The sequence below is a fragment of the Kluyvera sp. CHPC 1.2972 genome, assembly GCF_036759925.1.
GTDB lineage: Bacteria > Pseudomonadota > Gammaproteobacteria > Enterobacterales > Enterobacteriaceae > Kluyvera.
The window spans coordinates 43168-60282 of the sequence record NZ_JAPKIB010000010.1 but is presented as its reverse complement, the minus strand read 5'-3'; the positions used below and the strand labels follow the sequence as shown (position 1 = coordinate 60282).

Genomic DNA, 17115 nt, shown 5'->3' with positions numbered 1-17115 from the left:
ATCACGCCTATGAAACCTCGTCAGCGTCAGGCCGCTATTCTTGAGCACCTGCAAAAGCAGGGAAAATGCTCGGTTGAAGAGTTGGCCCAGTACTTTGACACCACGGGAACCACCATTCGCAAGGATCTGGTCATTCTGGAAAACGCGGGAACCGTCATTCGAACCTACGGCGGCGTGGTGTTAAACAAAGATGAGACCGACCCGCCTATCGATCACAAAACGCTCATCAACACCCACCAAAAAGAGCGCATCGCAGAGGCCGCAGTTGCCTTTATCCACGACGGTGACTCCATCATTCTGGATGCGGGCAGCACCGTGCTACAGATGGTTCCCATGCTCGCCCGCTTTCGCAACATCACCGTCATGACCAACAGCCTGCATATCGTTAACGCGCTGTCGGAACTGGACAATGAGCAGACGATCCTGATGCCCGGTGGCACCTTCCGCAAAAAATCGGCCTCGTTCCACGGGCAACTGGCGGAAAATGCCTTTGAGCATTTCAGCTTTGATAAACTCTTTATGGGCACTGACGGCATCGATCTGAACGCCGGTGTGACCACCTTTAACGAGGTCTATACCGTCAGTAAAGCGATGTGCAACGCCGCACGCGAAGTGATTCTGATGGCGGACTCGTCAAAATTCGGACGCAAAAGCCCTAACGTGGTGTGCAGTCTGGAAAGCGTTGATAAGCTGATTACCGACGCGGGAATCGACCCGGCGTTTCGTCAAGCGCTGGAAGACAAAGGGATTGAAGTGATCATAACTGGAGAGAGCAATGAGTGATTTTTTGTTAGAGGCCGGGCGTAAGGCCCTGTTACTGGAACTGCAGGAAGCAAGCCGCCTACCCGACCGTCTTGACGAGACTTTTGTTCAGGCCGCCCACGCCATCCTGAACTGCAAGGGCAAACTGATTGTTTCCGGGATGGGCAAATCCGGCCATATCGGCAAAAAGCTGGCCGCCACTTTCGCCAGCACCGGCACCCCCGCGTTCTTCGTTCACCCGGCGGAAGCGCTGCACGGCGACCTGGGCATGGTGGAAAGCCGCGACGTGATGCTGTTTATCTCCTACTCCGGCAGCGCCAAAGAGCTCGACTACATCATTCCACGTTTGAAAGAGAAATCCGTGGTGCTGCTGGCAATGACTGGCAAAGCCAACTCCGCGCTGGCGCTGGCGGCCGACGCCGTTATCGATATTTCCGTTGAACGTGAAGCCTGCCCTATGCACCTGGCGCCAACCTCCAGCACCGTCAACACGCTGATGATGGGCGACGCGCTGGCGATTGCCGTGATGCAGGCGCGCGGTTTTAACGAAGAAGATTTTGCGCGCTCTCACCCGGCAGGCGCGCTAGGCGCGAGACTGCTCAACCGCGTTCACCACCTGATGCGTCAAGAGAGCGATGTCCCGCAGGTCACCGTTCACGCCAGCGTAATGGATGCGATGCTGGAACTCAGCCGCACCGGCATGGGGATGGTGGCGGTCTGCAACGATCAATCACAGGTTCAGGGCGTGTTCACCGACGGCGATCTGCGTCGCTGGCTGGTGAGCGGCGGTTCTCTGGCGGATTGCGTTAACGACGCGATGACCAAGGGCGGCGTGACCCTGCACGATCAGACCCGCGCCGTCGACGCCAAAGAACAGTTGATGAAGCAGAAAATCAGCGCCGCCCCGGTAGTGGATGAAAATCATCGACTGGTCGGCGCGATTAACCTGCAAAACTTCTACCAGGCCGGGATCCTTTAATCCTTCAGCCCCAGACGCTTCGCCAGCCGATGCAGGTTGGCGACGTCTGTCTCCAGCGCTCTGGCGCTTGCCGCCCAGTTGTGTTGATGTGTCTCTAACGCCTGACGAATCATCTGCCGCTGAAAATGCTCGGTGGCATCGCGCAGGTTGTTCACCATTGCCACCGGGGCTACCGCCTCTACGACTGTTTCCGTCGGTGTACCTTCCTGGAACGAAAAATGCTGCGCTTCCAGCACCACTTCACCGTTGCTGCGCGTGGTTGCCCGCGCCAGCACCACCGCACGGTGTACCGCGTGCTCAAGCTCGCGCACGTTACCCGGCCAGCCGTAGCTTTGCAGATGCGCCCGCGCGCCGCTGCTTAATACCACTCGCGACAATCCGAGCCGCAGCCGACACTGCTCACAGAAGTAACCCGCCAGCAGCACCACGTCGTCACCCCGTTCGCGCAGCGGCGGCACGGACAGCGGGAATACGCTCAAGCGATGGAACAGGTCGGCGCGGAAATTACCGGCCAGCACCTCTTCGCGCAGGTCGCGGTTGGTCGCAGCCAACACCCGCACATCGACGCGCAGGCTGCGGTCATCCCCGACGCGCTGAATATCGCCATACTGCAGCACGCGCAGCAGCTTGGCCTGTAGCGCCAGCGACAGCTCGCCAATTTCATCTAAGAACAGCGTGCCGTTATCGGCCATCTCAAACTTGCCGCTGCGGTTGCTGATAGCCCCGGTAAACGCCCCTTTGACGTGACCAAACAGCTCACTCTCGGCCACGCTCTCCGGCAGCGCGGCGCAGTTCAGGTAAACCAGCGGGCTGACTGCGCGCGGCGAGCCTTCGTGAATCGCCTTTGCCACTAGCTCTTTCCCGGTGCCGGTTTCGCCGCTTATCAGTACGTTCAGGTCGGAAGCGGCGACAATCTCAATCTCTTTTTTCAGCTGCATCATGCCCGGCGACAGACCGATCATCTGCGTCTCTTTCACCTGCTCGAAGTCGGTCGGCGCGCCCGGCAGCATGTTCTGGCTTTCAAGCTGTTCAATCAGCAGCGCATTGCTGAGCGCTCCCGCCGCCAGCGCGGCAATCAGCCGTAGCTCTTCATCGCTGAATACATCAAACTGGTCCGGCGACATACCGTCGAGGGTCAGTGCGCCAATCAGGTTCTGCCCGGCAAACAGCGGCAGCCCGATGCAGGCGTGGACTTTCAGGCTCTCCTGGCCGGGGATCAGGCCATCGTACGGGTCCGGCAAGTCGCTATCCGCCGGGAAACGCACCACGTCGCCCGCGCGGGCAATCGCCTCCAGCCGCGGATGCCCTTCGAGGGTAAAGCGCCTGCCGAGCACGTCTTTCGCCAGCCCATCAATCGCCAGCGGAATAAACTGCCGCGCGTCATAGCGCAGCAGCGCGGAGGCATCGCACTCCAGCACCTGGCGCAGCGTGGTGATCAGACGCTGAAATCGGTCCTGATGGCCGACGCCGCGCTGGAGTTCGATAGCAATGCCAGCCAGCACATCAACGGAAAAGCTCATGGCGTACCTCTTACAGTCATTTTGACAATGCATAATGTCATATTGACAATATCAAGCATAGTCATTTTGACTAACAACAAAGAGGCATAAATTAATTAATCCAGCAAAATCAAATAATTACAAAGTTGGCACACAACCTGCAATTAGCAATACATCTTTTTTGAAAAAACGCTGAATTAATTGAGGTTGCTATGTCTATTCTGGTTAAAAATAACATTCATTGGGTTGGTCAACGTGATTGGGAAGTACGTGATTTCCACGGTACCGAATACAAAACGCTGCGCGGCAGCAGCTACAACAGCTACCTTATCCGTGAAGAGAAAAACGTCCTGATTGATACCGTCGACCATAAATTCAGCCGTGAATTCGTGCAGAACCTGCGCGGCGAAATCGACCTGGCTGATATCGACTACATCATCATTAACCACGCCGAAGAAGACCACGCCGGTGCGCTGACCGAACTGATGTCGCAGATTCCGGACACCCCAATCTACTGCACCGCCAACGCCATTGACTCCATCAACGGCCACCACCATCACCCGGAGTGGAACTTCCACGTGGTGAAAACCGGCGACAGCCTGGACATCGGTAACGGCAAACAACTGATCTTCGTTGAAACCCCGATGCTGCACTGGCCTGACAGCATGATGACCTACATGACCGGCGACGCGGTGCTGTTCAGTAACGATGCCTTCGGTCAGCACTACTGCGACGAACGCCTGTTCAACGACGAAGTTGACCAGACCGAACTGTTCGAACAGTGCCAGCGCTACTACGCCAACATCCTGACCCCGTTCAGCCGTCTGGTGACGCCAAAAATCACCGAGATCCTCGGCTTCAACCTGCCGGTTGATATGATTGCCACCTCCCACGGTGTGGTATGGCGTGAAAACCCAACCCAGATTGTGGAACTGTATCTGAAATGGGCGGCGGACTATCAGGAAGACCGTATCACCCTCTTCTACGACACCATGTCCAACAACACCCGCATGATGGCGGATGCGATTGCTCAGGGGATCAACGAAGTAGACCCGAACGTGGCGGTGAAAATCTTCAACGTCGCCCGCAGCGATAAAAACGAAATTCTGACCAACGTCTTCCGTTCTAAAGGCGTGCTGGTGGGGACTTCAACCATGAACAACGTGATGATGCCGAAAATCGCTGGCCTGGTGGAAGAGATGACCGGCCTGCGCTTCCGTAACAAACGCGCGAGCGCCTTTGGTTCTCACGGCTGGAGCGGCGGCGCTGTAGACCGTCTGTCCACCCGTTTGCAGGATGCCGGCTTTGAAATGTCCCTGAGCCTGAAAGCCAAATGGCGTCCTGATATTGATGCGCTGGAAGTATGCCGTCAGCACGGTCGTGAAATCGCCCGTCAGTGGGCACTGGCTCCGCTGCCACAAGCCACGGCAAAACCAGACGCCGCGAAAGAGGCCTGCGCCTGTGCCGCCGCTGCCGCAGCCGACCTCGGCCCAAGCATGCAGTGCAGCGTATGCCAGTGGGTTTACGACCCGGCGAAAGGCGAACCAAACCAGGACGTCCAGCCAGGCACCCCGTGGAGCGAAGTCCCGGATAACTTCCTGTGCCCGGAATGTTCATTAGGGAAAGATGTCTTTGACGTGATGGCGACGGAGGCAAAATGAATCATGGCATCGTGATCATCGGCTCGGGCTTCGCCGCCCGCCAGCTGGTGAAGAATATTCGTAAGCTCGACGCGAGCGTCAAACTGACGCTCATCGCCGCCGACAGCATCGACGAGTACAACAAACCGGACTTAAGCCACGTGGTGAGCCGGGGGCAAACCGCCGCCGACCTCACCCTGCAAACCGCAGGCGAGTTCGCCGAGCAGTACAACCTGAATCTGTTCCCGCAGACCTGGGTGACCGGCATCGACGCCAACGCGCATGTGGTGAAAAGCCAGAACCATGAGTGGCAGTACGACAAGCTGGTGCTGGCAACGGGCGCGTCAACCATCGTGCCGCCGGTACAGGGCAAGGCGCTGATGCTGACCCTCAACAGCCAACAGGAGTTCGGCGCCGCGCAAAGTACGCTGCGCGATGCCCGACGCGTGCTGATTATCGGCGGTGGTTTGATTGGCAGCGAGCTGGCGATGGACTTTAGTCGCGCCGGTAAAGCGGTCACCGTGGTCGATAACTCCGCCAGCGTGCTGGCCTCGCTGATGCCGCCGGAAGTGAGCAGCCGGTTGCAGCATCGTCTGACCGACATGGGCATCCATCTGCTGCTGAAATCCCAGCTGCAGTCGCTGGAGCAGACCGCCACCGGCATTCGTGCCTCCTTTGACCGCGACCGTCACGTCGAGGTTGATGCGGTGGTGGCCGCCACCGGCCTGCGTCCTGAAACGGCGCTGGCGCGCATGGCAGGTCTCGAGATTAACCGCGGTGTGAAGGTCGATAGTACCCTGCGTACCAGCAACCCGGATATCTATGCGCTGGGCGACTGCGCGGAGATCAACGGTACCGTGCTGCCGTTCCTGCAGCCGATTCTGATGAGCGCGATGTGTCTGGCGAAGAATATTCTCGGCCAGTCCGGCGAGCTGAAGCTGCCGAACATGCTGGTGAAGGTGAAAACGCCGGATCTGCCGCTGCATCTGGCCGGTGAAACCCGCCGTCAGGATTTGAACTGGAAGATTGAAACCCGCGCCGACGGTATGCTGGCGCAAGGCTACGACGAAGGCCAGCAGCTGCGGGCATTCGTGGTTAGCGAGGAGCGAATGAAAGAGGCCTTTGGTCTGTTGAAGTCGCTCGCGAGTTAAGAAGTAAACGCTGTGTCCACTGTTTGACTTAACCTCACGCGCAAGGAAGCGCTAAAGTCTGATTTTTGCCCCGCTGCCCCGGGGCTTTTTTTGTTTTTGCGTCCGGAGTTTCCCCGGCGGCGCTGCGCTTGGCCGGGCTACATTCGATCTGTAGCCCGGCCAAGTGCAGCGCCGCCGGGAACGGCTCAAATCTTAACGCACCACCAGCGCGTCATAGTTACGCCAGCGGTAGTTGACCATCGACACCAGCCAGCACAGCGCGAACAGGCCAATCACCACAAAGCCCGCGTTGCCGAGGTTGTCGCTGAGCATCGATACCCCGCTCCAGATGCCGCCGGTCAGGTCGAACTTATCGATAATCAGCCCCAGCGCTTCCAGCCCACCAATAAACAGCGCGACCACCACGGAGGCACCGGTAATGGTCATATTGTAGTAAAGCTTACGCTGCGGCTTGTTGAAGGCCCAACCGTACGCGCCCACCATCAGAATGTTATCCAGCGTATCGACCAGCGCCATGCCGCTCGCGAACAGCGCCGGGAAGACCATAATCGACCACATCGACATCCCGCTGGATGCGCTGGCAGCAGAGATGCCCAGCACGCCAATTTCTGTGGCGGTATCAAAACCGAGGCCAAACAGGAAGCCGACCAGATACATATGCCAGCTCTTGCCAATCAGGCGGAAAGTACGGCTGAACAGCGCGCTCATCATGCCGCCGGTCACCGGCAGGTCGGCGGAGACCGACTCGCCTTTTTTCAGCGCCTGGAAGCTGCGCCACACGCCGCGCAGAATAATCAGGTTGACCAGCGCCATCGCCAGCAGGAACACCGCCGACACGGTGGTGCCGATGATGCTACCGGTGTCGTGGAACCAGCTCATCTTATGCTGGAACGCGGTCGCCGTAGCGGCAATCGCTACCGATGCCAGCACCACGATGGAGGAGTGGCCGAGTGAGAACCAGGCACCGACGCCGAACGGGCGCTTACCCTGCTGCATCATTTTACGGGTGACGTTATCAATCGCTGCAATGTGGTCAGCGTCCACCGCATGACGCAGGCCGTAGCCCCACGCCAGCAGACTGGCGGCCATCAGCGCGCCGTTATGACCAAATGCCTGCCATGCCCAACCCCAGGCCAGTAAATTCGCCAACACGAGAACCATAACCAGCAGCGTTGCGCGCGGCTGTTGACGAAGAACATTCCACAACATGAGTAACTCCTTAAACCAGATGGCGAGCTGCAGCAATCACAGACTGCCCGTATGAAATTGCCCCATCCCCCGCGGGTAAACGCTTCGGAAAGAGCAAAGTGAAATCGTGTAGATAGTGCGTCAGGCGGCTGCGCAGCAGCGCGTTGTGCAGTACGCCGCCGCCGAAAGCCAGCGTCGAGAGCGACAGACGCTCTGCGTGCTGACGCATTAAGGCGGCAATGCCCTGCGCCAGCGCATCATGAAACGCCCACGCTTTTTGCGCCGGGGTCGCCTGCCAGCTCAGCCATGCCTGCCAGAAGGTGGCGAGATCCAGCTGATTATCAACAACCGGCATCGTCACTGGATGTCTCACGCCCGCACTGCCCGACGCCAGCGCTTCCAGCCGACAGGCGGCCTCGCCTTCGTAGCTCAGCGCCAGCGGCGCGCAGCCGACCGCACAGGCCACCGCGTCAAACAGGCGGCCGCAGGAAGACGCCACCGGACTGTTGATCCCGCGCTGAATCGCCTGCGCCAGCAGCGGCCAGTTCTGCTGCTGTACGGTCTGCGTAGCATCAAACGTTTCCCAGCCGGGCACGAACGCCAGGCAATGCGCCAACAGGTTACGCCACGGCTGACGTGCCGCCAGGTCACCGCCCGGCAGCGCCACGGCGGGCAGGCCGCCAAGATGTTCACACTCGCGGTAGCTCACGCGCAGACACTCACCGCCCCACAGCGCACCGTGCTCGCCCATGCCAATACCGTCGAGCGCCATCGCGATCACCTCGCCGCCGTCAAGCGGCCAGTCGTGCTCGGCAAGGCAGGCGGCAATGTGCGCGTGATGATGCAGCACCTGATGCTGCGGCAGCGCCAGTTCCGCCGCCCACTGCGACGAGCGATAGGCCGCATGGTAATCCGCCACCACCGCCTGCGGCACAAAGTCGTAAATGGACTGCATCAGCGCCAGCGCCTGCCGCCACTGGGCTTCCACGCCGTCGTCGGTCAGGTCGCCAAAGTGCTGGCTGAGTACCGCCCGGTCACCGCGCACCAGGCAGAAGGTATTTTTCATGTCCGCGCCGAGGCAGAGCATCGGCGGCACATCGCGAAAGCCCGGCGGCAGGGTCAATGCATCCGGCACATAGCCACGCGAACGGCGCAGCATCTCACCGCTCTGACGCACCACCGAATCGTCCATACGCTGCACGATATCGCGGTTGTGCAGCAGAAAGCCGTCGGCAATATCAGCCAGATCGGTCAGTGCATCATCGTTAGTCAACGCCGGGGGTTTGCCGCTCAGGTTGCCGGAGGTCATCACCAGCGGGCGCGCCAGCGCCTGCATTAGCAAATGCTGTAGCGGGTTGGCGGGCAGCATCACGCCAACCTCCGCAAGATCCGGCGCAATCTCCGGGCAGACCCCGGGAATCAGATGTTTATCCACCAGCACAATCGGTGCGGCGGGGGTTTTCAGCAACGAGCGCGCGTCAATTGACAGCGCGTCAGCGTTCGCCACCATCACCGCCAGCGGTTTTGCCGGGCGATGTTTGCGCGCGCGGAGCGTCGTCACCGCCGCGGAATTTCCGGCATCGCAGGCCAGATGGAAGCCGCCAATGCCCTTCACTGCCACAATGCCACCGGCATCAATCATGGCAATAGCGGCGGCAAGCGCCGCCTCTTTTTCCGCGCGTTGTTCACCGCTTTGCCACATCAACCACGGCCCGCACTCGGCGCAGGCCACCGGCTGGGCGTGAAAACGGCGGTCATAAGGATTTCGGTACTCCGCCTCGCACTGCGGGCAGAGCGGAAATGCCGCCATCACCGTCAGCGGGCGGTCATAGGGCATGGCGTGAATAATGGTAAAGCGCGGCCCGCAGTGGGTGCAGTTGATAAACGGGTAGCGATAGCGCCGCTCCTGCGGGTCGTTCATTTCTGCCAGGCACGCCGGACAGGTTGCCGCATCGGGGACAATCTGGGTGCTCATCGCCCCGGCACCGCTCTGGCGGATGGTGAAATCGGTTGGCAGCGTCGGCCACTCAAAGGGCTCGACGTGGGTACTATCAATGCGCGCAAGCGGCGGGCAGTACTGGTACAGCGCGGCGATAAAGTCCGCTTCATCACCGTAGAGGCGCAGCAGTACCCCGGCGCTGTCGTTGCAGACATCACCGAGGCAGCCGCGCTGTTTGGCTAACTGCCAAACGAAAGGACGGAAACCCACCCCCTGTACTTTTCCGCAGATACGGATCTGCACGCCGTTTGCGTTCATCTGATTACCCGTTGAGCGCCGCGTTCAGGCGCGTTTTCATCGACTGATAGCTATCCTGCGCGTAGATTTCGGCCCAGTTCTGATCCTCAATCGCCTCGATTTTCACCGCGCAATACTTGGTTTCCGGCGTTTTTGAGATAGGGTCGAGGTTATCCTGGGTCAGTTCGTTGCAGGCGCCAATCCACCATTGGTAGGTCATATAAACGCTGCCGTGGTTGATGCGTTCGCTCACGCAGGCGCGGCTAATCACTTTGCCGCGACGTGAGGAGACCCACACCAGCTGCTTATCATGCACGCCAAGCAGGTTGGCATCCTGCGGATTCATCTGCACAAAGCCTGGCTCATCGGCGAGCGATTGCAGCGCCGCGCAGTTGCCGGTCATCGAGCGACAGGAGTAGTGCCCGACCTCGCGTACGGTGCAGAGCACCAGCGGGAAGTCGGCGTCCGGCGTTTCGGCTGGCGCACGCCACGGTGCCGCGAACAGGTGGCCTTTACCGTCAGGCGTGGCGAACTGATTGCCTTCGTACAAATACGGTGTCCCCGGATGGTCAAGGGTCGGGCACGGCCACTGTACATGCCCTATCTCGCCCATTTTCTCGTAGGTGACGCCGTAGAACAGCGGGCACAGCTCGCGCATTTCGTCCCAGATTTGCTGGTTATCGTCGTAATGCATCGGGTAGCCCATTTCGCTTGCCAGCAGGCTGATAATTTCCCAGTCGCGCTTGACGTTGTAGGTCGGTTCGATGGCTTTCTCGAAGCGCTGGAAGCCGCGGTCGGCGCAGGTGAAGACGCCGCCGTGTTCACCCCATGAGGTGGCGGGCAGCAGCACGTCCGCCTGCTCGGCGGTCTTGGTCATAAAGATGTCCTGCACCACCACAAAGTCGAGCGCTTCAAACCCTTTGCGCACGAGACCTAAATCCGCCTCGGTTTGCAGCGGGTCTTCGCCCATGATGTAGTAGGCTTTCACCTTCCCTTCGATGGCCAGATGCGGCACTTCGGTAATACGCACGCCCACTTTGTCGTCCATCAGGCTGGCATCGATGCCCCAGGCTTTGGCGAACTTCTCGCGCACGGCGGCATCCACCACATCCTGATAGCCAGGGAACTGGTTTGGCAGCACGCCCATATCACACGCGCCCTGCACGTTGTTCTGCCCACGCACCGGGCCAACACCGACCGCTTCGCGCCCGAGGTTACCGGTCAGCAGCGCCAGGCTTGCCAGCCCTTTCACCACGTCAACCGCTTGGCCAAACTGGGTGACGCCCATGCCCCACATAATGGTCGCCGACGGCGCGGCCGCGTAGGTACGCATCGCCTGGCGAACCTGCATGGCCGGAATACCGGTCAACGATTCCACCGCTTCCGGTGCGTAGTCTTTAACCACTTCACGCAAATCATCAAGCCCGGTGGTGTAGCGAGAAACGTACTCGTGGTCGTACAGGTCTTCTTCCAGCAGCACGTGGGCGAAAGCATTCACCAGCGCCATATTGCTGCCGTTACGCATCTGCAGATGCTGGTCGGCGATGCGCGCGGTTTCAATACGACGCGGATCGCAGACGATAATTTTGGCCCCTTTGTCTTTCGCCTTAATCACGCGACGCGCCACAATCGGGTGCGAGTCCGCGCAGTTGTAGCCAAAGACCAGCAGGCAGCGAGAGTTTTCAATATCGCCGATGCTGTTGCTCATCGCGCCGTTGCCCAGCACGTCCTGAAGCCCGGCCACTGAAGGGCCGTGACAGACGCGCGCGCAGCAGTCGACGTTATTGGTGTGCAGCACGCCGCGGGCGAATTTCTGCATCACGTAGTTGGTTTCATTGCCGGTGCCGCGCGATGACCCAGTGGTCATAATGGCGCGCGGCCCGAATTTGGCTTTGATATCGCCAAGACGCTTCGCGGTGTAGCGAATCGCCTCATCCCAGCTCACGGGAGTGAACTTGCCGCCTTTTTCATAGCGGATCATCGGCTGCGTTAATCGGGGGGTCAGCAGCTTGGTGTCGTTCAGAAAGTCCCAGCCGTAATAGCCCTTCAGGCACAGCTCATTCTGGTTGGTTTTACCGTCGGCGGCCTCGGCGCGGATAATTTTACCGTTGTCGACAACCAGCTTCAGTTTGCAACCAGCCCCACAGTAAGGGCACACACTCGTGATTTTTTTCATCAGTAACAGACCTGTTAAAAGAGAAATAAGGATGATTAAAGAGAGATAGACGCGGCGCTATCAAGCGCGGCGCGACGGCGTTTTTCCGCGCTCAACTGCTCAAGCTTGCTGCGGTCGACGCAAAACAGCGCGTGAGTCGGGCAGGCTTCCATACAGGCCGGACCGGCTTCACGGTGGTAGCAGAGGTCACATTTGTTGGCTTCCGCTTTCTCCGCACGCACCTTCAGGCCCGCGCCGCTGTTACGAACCACCGGACGCACCACCACTTCCATCGCACCATAAGGGCACGCCACCACGCAGGTTTTGCAGCCGATGCAGCGTTCCTGCATCACGTGGATAAAGCCTTTGTCGCGGCTGATTGCGCCGTTCGGGCAGACGTTAGCGCACGGCGCGTCTTCGCACTGGCGGCAGGCGGTGGCGGTAGAGACATCTACGCCTTTAATAACGTGAATACGGGGCAGGAAAGATTGCGGCGTCAGCGCGGCGCAGTCCTGATCTTCCTGGTGGGAAACCACGCATGCGACTTCGCATGTCCGGCAGCCAATACATTTACTCGCATCAGCAATGATGAAACGGTTCATCAACTTCTCCAGCAATGACAGTGAATTCGCGGGAGAATGCATTATTCGAGCCAACTTTTAGTTAGCTGTTTTTTAAGGAGATTTTATTGATGATGATGAGAGATAAGCTGTCATCGTCACTTATGACGATGACAGATGACAGATGACAGATGACGACGCTAAGCGTGCGGACCGGGGACGATGGACTCACGCTCAATCAGTTCACCAGGGAAGGTTTGCTGATATTTAAAATCCCCGCCGTCGAGCATAAAAATAAGGCGGTGGATGGTCTCTTTGATCATTTCCGTGACCGGAATTCGCACGCTGGAGAGCGACGGCACCATATACGGTGCGAGAGTAATATCATCAAAACCCAGCACCGAAACCTGCTGCGGTACGTTTATTCCGCGCGCATGCAGACGTTTAATCGCCCCGACCGCCATATCGTCATTACTGGCAACCAGCGCGCTAAAGTTCACCTTGCTGTCCAGCAGCGCATCCACTCCGGCGGCGCCGGTCGCGGGCGTCCACTTTCCTTGCACAATCAGCTCATTACGCACGGTAATGCCGTGCTTCGTCAGCGCGTCTTTATAGCCGGACAGGCGTTCAATACCGGTAGGAGAATCCAGCGAGCCGGTAATAAACGCAATATCGCGATGGCCAAGGAGAATTAACCGCTCCACCGCATTCTGGCTGGCGGATTTTTGATCGCAATACACGCAGTGGCTGCTATTTCGCCGCAGCCGACGGTTAATCACTAATATCGGCTGCTGTTGCTGCTGAATAATGTCGTCAATATCGTCGACGCTCAGAAAACGGGGATAAATAATAATGCCGTCGCAGCGCAGGTCGAGCAGATACTGAATCGCGTCCCGCTCTTCTTGCGCGCTGTGCTTACCGTCCGCCAGAATCAACCGCCGCCCCTGATCTTCGGTCATGCTCGCCGCGTGGAACAGCAGTTCGCTGAAATAGACCCCGTGATAGAGCGTGTTGGTGACCACCAGCCCCAGCGTCTGCGTCTTTTTGGTCGCCAGATTACGCGCCAGAAGATTAGGCCGATAGCCACTCTCTTCAATGGCCAGAAACACCCGGTCTTTCGTCTCCTGACTGACATAACCGTTGCCCGATAGCACCCGGGATACGGTGGCTTTCGACACGCCCGCCCGTCGCGCCACCTCCAGCATTGTCGTCATAGTCATACCTTTGAGAAATCATTTGCCAGCAGTGTACTTCACCGTTTCGCTATTTTCAGCATCCACCGATCTGCGCGCTTTTTGCCCAATGTTGGTTCATGTGATCGGTTTCACGAATTAACCAAAAACAAAAATTAGATCTTGATGTAACAAAAATAACACATGAATATTATGTGGAACCGGTTTCCTATGCAGCGTTTCATCACCCCGCCACACCGGGCGATGAGCGATAAGTACCCTACTGATAAAACAGGATTTTCCGATGTCTAAAAACTATGCGGCTCTGGCGCAATCCGTGGTGGGCGCGCTTGGCGGCGTGGAGAACATCTCCGCCGTCACGCACTGCATGACCCGCCTGCGCTTTGTACTGAAAGATGAAACGCAGGTCGACAGCGCCAGCCTCAAGGGCATCAGCGGCGTGCTGGGCGTGGTGCGTAATGACAACCAGTGCCAGGTGATTATCGGCAACACCGTCTCCCAGGCCTACCGTGAGGTGGTGAACCTGCTGCCGAGCAACCTACAGCCTGCCGCCCCGGTCGGAAAACCGAAGCTCACCTTACGCCGCATCGGCGCCGGGATCCTCGACGCGCTGATCGGCACCATGTCGCCGCTGATCCCGGCGATTATCGGCGGATCGATGGTTAAGCTGCTGGCGATGATCCTCGAGATGACCGGCGTGCTGCCAAAAGGCGCACCGACGCTCACTATTCTGACGGTGATCGGCGACGGCGCGTTCTTCTTCCTGCCGCTGATGGTCGCTGCCTCCGCGGCGGTGAAGTTCAAAACCAATATGTCGCTGGCGATTGCTATTGCCGGGGTGCTGGTGCATCCGAGCTTTATTGAGCTGATGGCGAAAGCGGCCCAGGGCGAGCACGTCGAATTCGCCTTTATCCCGGTGACGGCGGTAAAGTACACCTATACCGTAATCCCGGCGCTGGTGATGACCTGGTGCCTCTCCTACATTGAACGCTGGGTCGATAAAATTACCCCGGCGGTCACCAAAAACTTCCTCAAACCGATGCTGATCGTGTTGATCGCCGCGCCGCTGGCGATCCTGCTGATTGGCCCGATTGGCATCTGGATCGGTAGCGCCATCTCTGCACTGGTGTACACCATTCACGGCTACCTCGGATGGCTGTCGGTTGCCATTATGGGCGCGCTGTGGCCGCTGCTGGTGATGACCGGGATGCACCGCGTCTTTACGCCCACCATCATTCAGACCATCGCCGAGACCGGCAAAGAGGGCATGGTGATGCCATCGGAAATCGGCGCCAATCTGTCGCTCGGCGGTTCGTCGCTGGCGGTGGCATGGAAAACCAAAAACCCGGAGCTGCGCCAGACCGCGCTGGCGGCCGCCGCGTCCGCCATTCTGGCCGGGATTTCTGAACCAGCGCTGTACGGGGTGGCTGTTCGCCTGAAGCGCCCGCTGATTGCCAGCCTGATAAGCGGCTTTATCTGCGGCGGGATTGCCGGTGCCGCAGGTCTTGCCAGCCACTCCATGGCGGCACCGGGCCTGTTCACCAGCGTGCAGTTCTTCGACCCGGCCAACCCGATGACCATCGTCTGGGTATTTGGGGTGATGGCGCTGGCGGTGGTGCTCTCCTTTGTGCTGACGTTGATTCTTGGTTTTGAAGATATTCCCGTCGAAGAGGCCGCCGCTGAGGCGCGTAAGCGTCAGGCCACCGCGCCTGCCGGTGCGGCAGCGGCACGAATTTCATAATTTTTTAGCGAGGTAACGCATGTCGACATTTCCGCAAGGGTTTCTCTGGGGCGGCGCCATTGCCGCCAACCAGGCCGAAGGGGCTTATCTTGAGGGCGGCAAAGGGCTGACCACCGTGGATATGATCCCGCACGGCGTAAACCGCCTGCCGGTGAAGCTGGGGCAAGAGAAGCGCTTTACCCTGCGCGACGATGAGTTCTACCCGAGCCATCAGGCGATCGATTTTTATCATCGCTACAAAGAAGATATCGCGCTGATGGCGGAGATGGGCTTTACCGTATTCCGCACCTCGATTGCCTGGAGCCGACTCTACCCGAACGGCGACGAACTGACGCCAAACGAAGCGGGCATCGCTTTCTATCGCGACCTGTTCCTCGAGTGCCGGAAGTACGGCATTGAGCCGCTGGTCACCCTGTGCCACTTCGACGTGCCGATGCATCTGGTCACCGAGTACGGTTCATGGCGCAACCGTAAAATGGTCGATTTTTTCGCCCGTTACGCCCGCACCTGCTTTGAGGCGTTCGACGGGCTGGTGAAGTACTGGCTGACCTTCAACGAAATCAACATCATGCTGCACAGCCCGTTCTCCGGCGCGGGGCTGGTGTTTGAAGAGGGTGAAAATCAGGATCAGGTGAAATACCAGGCCGCGCACCACGAGCTGGTGGCTAGCGCGCTGGCGACCAAAATCGCCCATGAGGTCAACCCGCAAAACCAGGTCGGCTGCATGCTGGCGGGCGGTAATTTCTACCCTTACTCCTGCAAGCCAGAAGACGTGTGGGCAGCGCTGGAGAAAGACCGCGAGAACCTGTTCTTTATCGACGTGCAGGCGCGCGGTCGCTACCCGGCCTACTCGGCGCGGGTGTTCCGTGAGAAAGGCGTGACGATTGTTAAAGAAGCGGGCGATGACGAGATCCTCAAGCACACCGTCGATTTTGTTTCGTTCAGCTATTACGCCTCGCGCTGCGCGTCGGCGGAGATGAATGCCAACAATACCAACGCGGCGAATATCGTGAAGTCGCTGAAAAACCCGTATATCGAAGCCAGCGAATGGGGCTGGGGTATCGACCCGCTCGGCCTGCGCATCACCATGAACATGATGTACGACCGTTACCAGAAGCCGCTATTCCTGGTGGAAAACGGCCTTGGCGCGAAAGACGTGGTTAACGCTGACGGGCAGATTGATGACGATTACCGCATCAGCTATCTGCGCGAGCATATTCGGGCGATGGGGGAAGCCATTGAGGATGGGATTCCGGTGATGGGTTACACCACCTGGGGCTGTATCGATCTGGTGGCGGCCTCAACCGGTGAGATGAGCAAGCGCTACGGGTTTGTCTACGTTGACCGTGATGACGCGGGGAATGGGACGCTGGCGCGGACGCGTAAGAAGTCGTTCTGGTGGTATAAGAAGGTGATTGCCAGTAACGGGGAAGATTTGGCGTAGGTGCCATCCCGGGGTCGGCGTCAACGCCTCGCCCGGGCTACGAGTCAAATGTAGCCCGGCCGAGCGTAGCGACGCCGGGAATTACTCTTCGTCCTCAGCTTCCAACTGCGCAAACCCGCCGTTCCCCTGCCACCCTTCAAGACGCTGATAAACCACCTCAACCGCATCTTTAATCGCCTGGGTCATTGGGTAATAAAAGCCCACGATATCCGGCTGAATGCCGAGGAAAATCACCTCACCCACGTCGTCCTTCAGCTGATCCACCAGGTAGTTCAGCGGCATATTGTGGGTGGTCATCATAAACATTTCGGCGATGTCGTCCGGGTCGATAATGCGAATCTCACCCGGGTTCAGCCCCATATCGGTGGCATCGACAATCAGCAGGCGAGCCGGGTTCAGCTCGCGGATCGCCACAATATCGTTTTCCGGCGCGCTGCCGCCGTCAATCACAACCCACGCCCCTTTCGGCTGGGCTGCACACATTTCTGCCAGCAGAGGGCCAGCGCCATCGTCGCCCATCATGCTATTGCCGACACAGAGTAAAACGTCAGTCATGGTCATTCCTCA

13 protein-coding genes are annotated in these 17115 nt (G+C 58.7%); 6 read left to right on the top strand and 7 right to left on the bottom strand.

Annotated elements, in window-relative coordinates:
• Nucleotides 1-9 precede the first annotated feature (9 nt).
• Together srlR and gutQ are read left to right on the top strand one after the other, a co-directional pair.
• Complete coding sequence (gene srlR, locus V6944_RS15740; protein ID WP_333499642.1) at nt 10-783, top strand: glucitol operon DNA-binding transcriptional repressor SrlR; 774 nt, start codon at nt 10-12, stop codon at nt 781-783.
• Nucleotides 776-1741 carry an arabinose-5-phosphate isomerase GutQ gene (gene gutQ / locus V6944_RS15735; RefSeq protein ID WP_333499641.1) on the top strand — a complete coding sequence of 322 codons (966 nt, stop codon included), beginning with the start codon at nt 776-778 and terminating at the stop codon, nt 1739-1741. The genes srlR and gutQ overlap by 8 nt, the downstream gene beginning before the upstream one ends.
• Here gutQ and norR read toward each other — a convergent pair.
• A complete protein-coding gene (norR, locus tag V6944_RS15730; RefSeq protein WP_333499640.1) occupies nt 1738-3261 on the bottom strand; it encodes a nitric oxide reductase transcriptional regulator NorR in 1524 nt (507 codons plus the stop codon). The genes gutQ and norR overlap by 4 nt on opposite strands.
• Before the next feature lie 191 nt (nt 3262-3452).
• On the opposite strand from norR, the gene norV reads away from it, so the two are divergent.
• Together norV and norW are read left to right on the top strand one after the other, a co-directional pair.
• Entirely contained in the window at nt 3453-4901 is a 1449-nt protein-coding gene (gene norV, locus V6944_RS15725) for an anaerobic nitric oxide reductase flavorubredoxin (RefSeq protein ID WP_333499639.1), read from the top strand.
• Nucleotides 4898-6031 carry an NADH:flavorubredoxin reductase NorW gene (gene norW / locus V6944_RS15720; protein WP_333499638.1) on the top strand — a complete coding sequence of 378 codons (1134 nt, stop codon included), beginning with the start codon at nt 4898-4900 and terminating at the stop codon, nt 6029-6031. Before norV ends, norW begins: the two co-directional genes overlap by 4 nt.
• Before the next feature lie 192 nt (nt 6032-6223).
• On the opposite strand, the gene V6944_RS15715 is transcribed toward norW, so the two are convergent.
• The 5 genes from V6944_RS15715 to V6944_RS15695 form a co-directional block, all read right to left on the bottom strand.
• A complete protein-coding gene (locus tag V6944_RS15715) occupies nt 6224-7240 on the bottom strand; it encodes a HoxN/HupN/NixA family nickel/cobalt transporter (RefSeq protein WP_220439910.1) in 1017 nt (338 codons plus the stop codon).
• A 10-nt stretch (nt 7241-7250) separates the two neighbouring features.
• The gene (gene hypF, locus V6944_RS15710; RefSeq protein WP_333499637.1) at nt 7251-9476 is read right to left on the bottom strand and encodes a carbamoyltransferase HypF; all 2226 of its coding nucleotides are present in this window, start codon (nt 9474-9476) and stop codon (nt 7251-7253) included.
• A 4-nt stretch (nt 9477-9480) separates the two neighbouring features.
• On the bottom strand, nt 9481-11631 hold the full coding sequence (fdhF, locus tag V6944_RS15705; protein WP_333499636.1) for a formate dehydrogenase subunit alpha: 2151 nt from the start codon (nt 11629-11631) through the stop codon (nt 9481-9483).
• A 35-nt stretch (nt 11632-11666) separates the two neighbouring features.
• Complete coding sequence (gene hydN, locus V6944_RS15700) at nt 11667-12212, bottom strand: electron transport protein HydN (RefSeq protein ID WP_185668054.1); 546 nt, start codon at nt 12210-12212, stop codon at nt 11667-11669.
• Nucleotides 12213-12370: 158 nt separating this feature from the next.
• Nucleotides 12371-13384, bottom strand: coding sequence for a LacI family DNA-binding transcriptional regulator (locus V6944_RS15695; protein WP_333499635.1), 1014 nt, complete (start codon nt 13382-13384; stop codon nt 12371-12373).
• Nucleotides 13385-13646: 262 nt separating this feature from the next.
• Here V6944_RS15695 and ascF point away from each other — a divergent pair, with 262 nt between their 5' ends.
• The gene (gene ascF / locus V6944_RS15690) at nt 13647-15104 is read left to right on the top strand and encodes a PTS cellobiose/arbutin/salicin transporter subunit IIBC (protein ID WP_333499634.1); all 1458 of its coding nucleotides are present in this window, start codon (nt 13647-13649) and stop codon (nt 15102-15104) included.
• Nucleotides 15105-15123: 19 nt separating this feature from the next.
• Nucleotides 15124-16548, top strand: coding sequence for a 6-phospho-beta-glucosidase (locus V6944_RS15685; protein WP_333499633.1), 1425 nt, complete (start codon nt 15124-15126; stop codon nt 16546-16548).
• 81 nt (nt 16549-16629) lie between these two features.
• On the opposite strand, the gene hycI is transcribed toward V6944_RS15685, so the two are convergent.
• Nucleotides 16630-17103, bottom strand: coding sequence for a hydrogenase maturation peptidase HycI (hycI, locus tag V6944_RS15680; protein WP_185668050.1), 474 nt, complete (start codon nt 17101-17103; stop codon nt 16630-16632).
• Nucleotides 17104-17115 lie beyond the last annotated feature (12 nt).

Coding starts and splice junctions, on each gene's coding strand:
- srlR (WP_333499642.1), top strand. CDS start 10: ATGAAACCTCGTCAGCGTCAGGCCGCTATTCTTGAGCACCTGCAAAAG.
- V6944_RS15715 (WP_220439910.1), bottom strand. CDS start 7,240: ATGTTGTGGAATGTTCTTCGTCAACAGCCGCGCGCAACGCTGCTGGTT.
- norV (WP_333499639.1), top strand. CDS start 3,453: ATGTCTATTCTGGTTAAAAATAACATTCATTGGGTTGGTCAACGTGAT.
- fdhF (WP_333499636.1), bottom strand. CDS start 11,631: ATGAAAAAAATCACGAGTGTGTGCCCTTACTGTGGGGCTGGTTGCAAA.
- ascF (WP_333499634.1), top strand. CDS start 13,647: ATGTCTAAAAACTATGCGGCTCTGGCGCAATCCGTGGTGGGCGCGCTT.
- hypF (WP_333499637.1), bottom strand. CDS start 9,476: ATGAACGCAAACGGCGTGCAGATCCGTATCTGCGGAAAAGTACAGGGG.
- V6944_RS15695 (WP_333499635.1), bottom strand. CDS start 13,384: ATGACGACAATGCTGGAGGTGGCGCGACGGGCGGGCGTGTCGAAAGCC.
- hydN (WP_185668054.1), bottom strand. CDS start 12,212: ATGAACCGTTTCATCATTGCTGATGCGAGTAAATGTATTGGCTGCCGG.
- V6944_RS15685 (WP_333499633.1), top strand. CDS start 15,124: ATGTCGACATTTCCGCAAGGGTTTCTCTGGGGCGGCGCCATTGCCGCC.
- hycI (WP_185668050.1), bottom strand. CDS start 17,103: ATGACTGACGTTTTACTCTGTGTCGGCAATAGCATGATGGGCGACGAT.
- norW (WP_333499638.1), top strand. CDS start 4,898: ATGAATCATGGCATCGTGATCATCGGCTCGGGCTTCGCCGCCCGCCAG.
- norR (WP_333499640.1), bottom strand. CDS start 3,261: ATGAGCTTTTCCGTTGATGTGCTGGCTGGCATTGCTATCGAACTCCAG.
- gutQ (WP_333499641.1), top strand. CDS start 776: ATGAGTGATTTTTTGTTAGAGGCCGGGCGTAAGGCCCTGTTACTGGAA.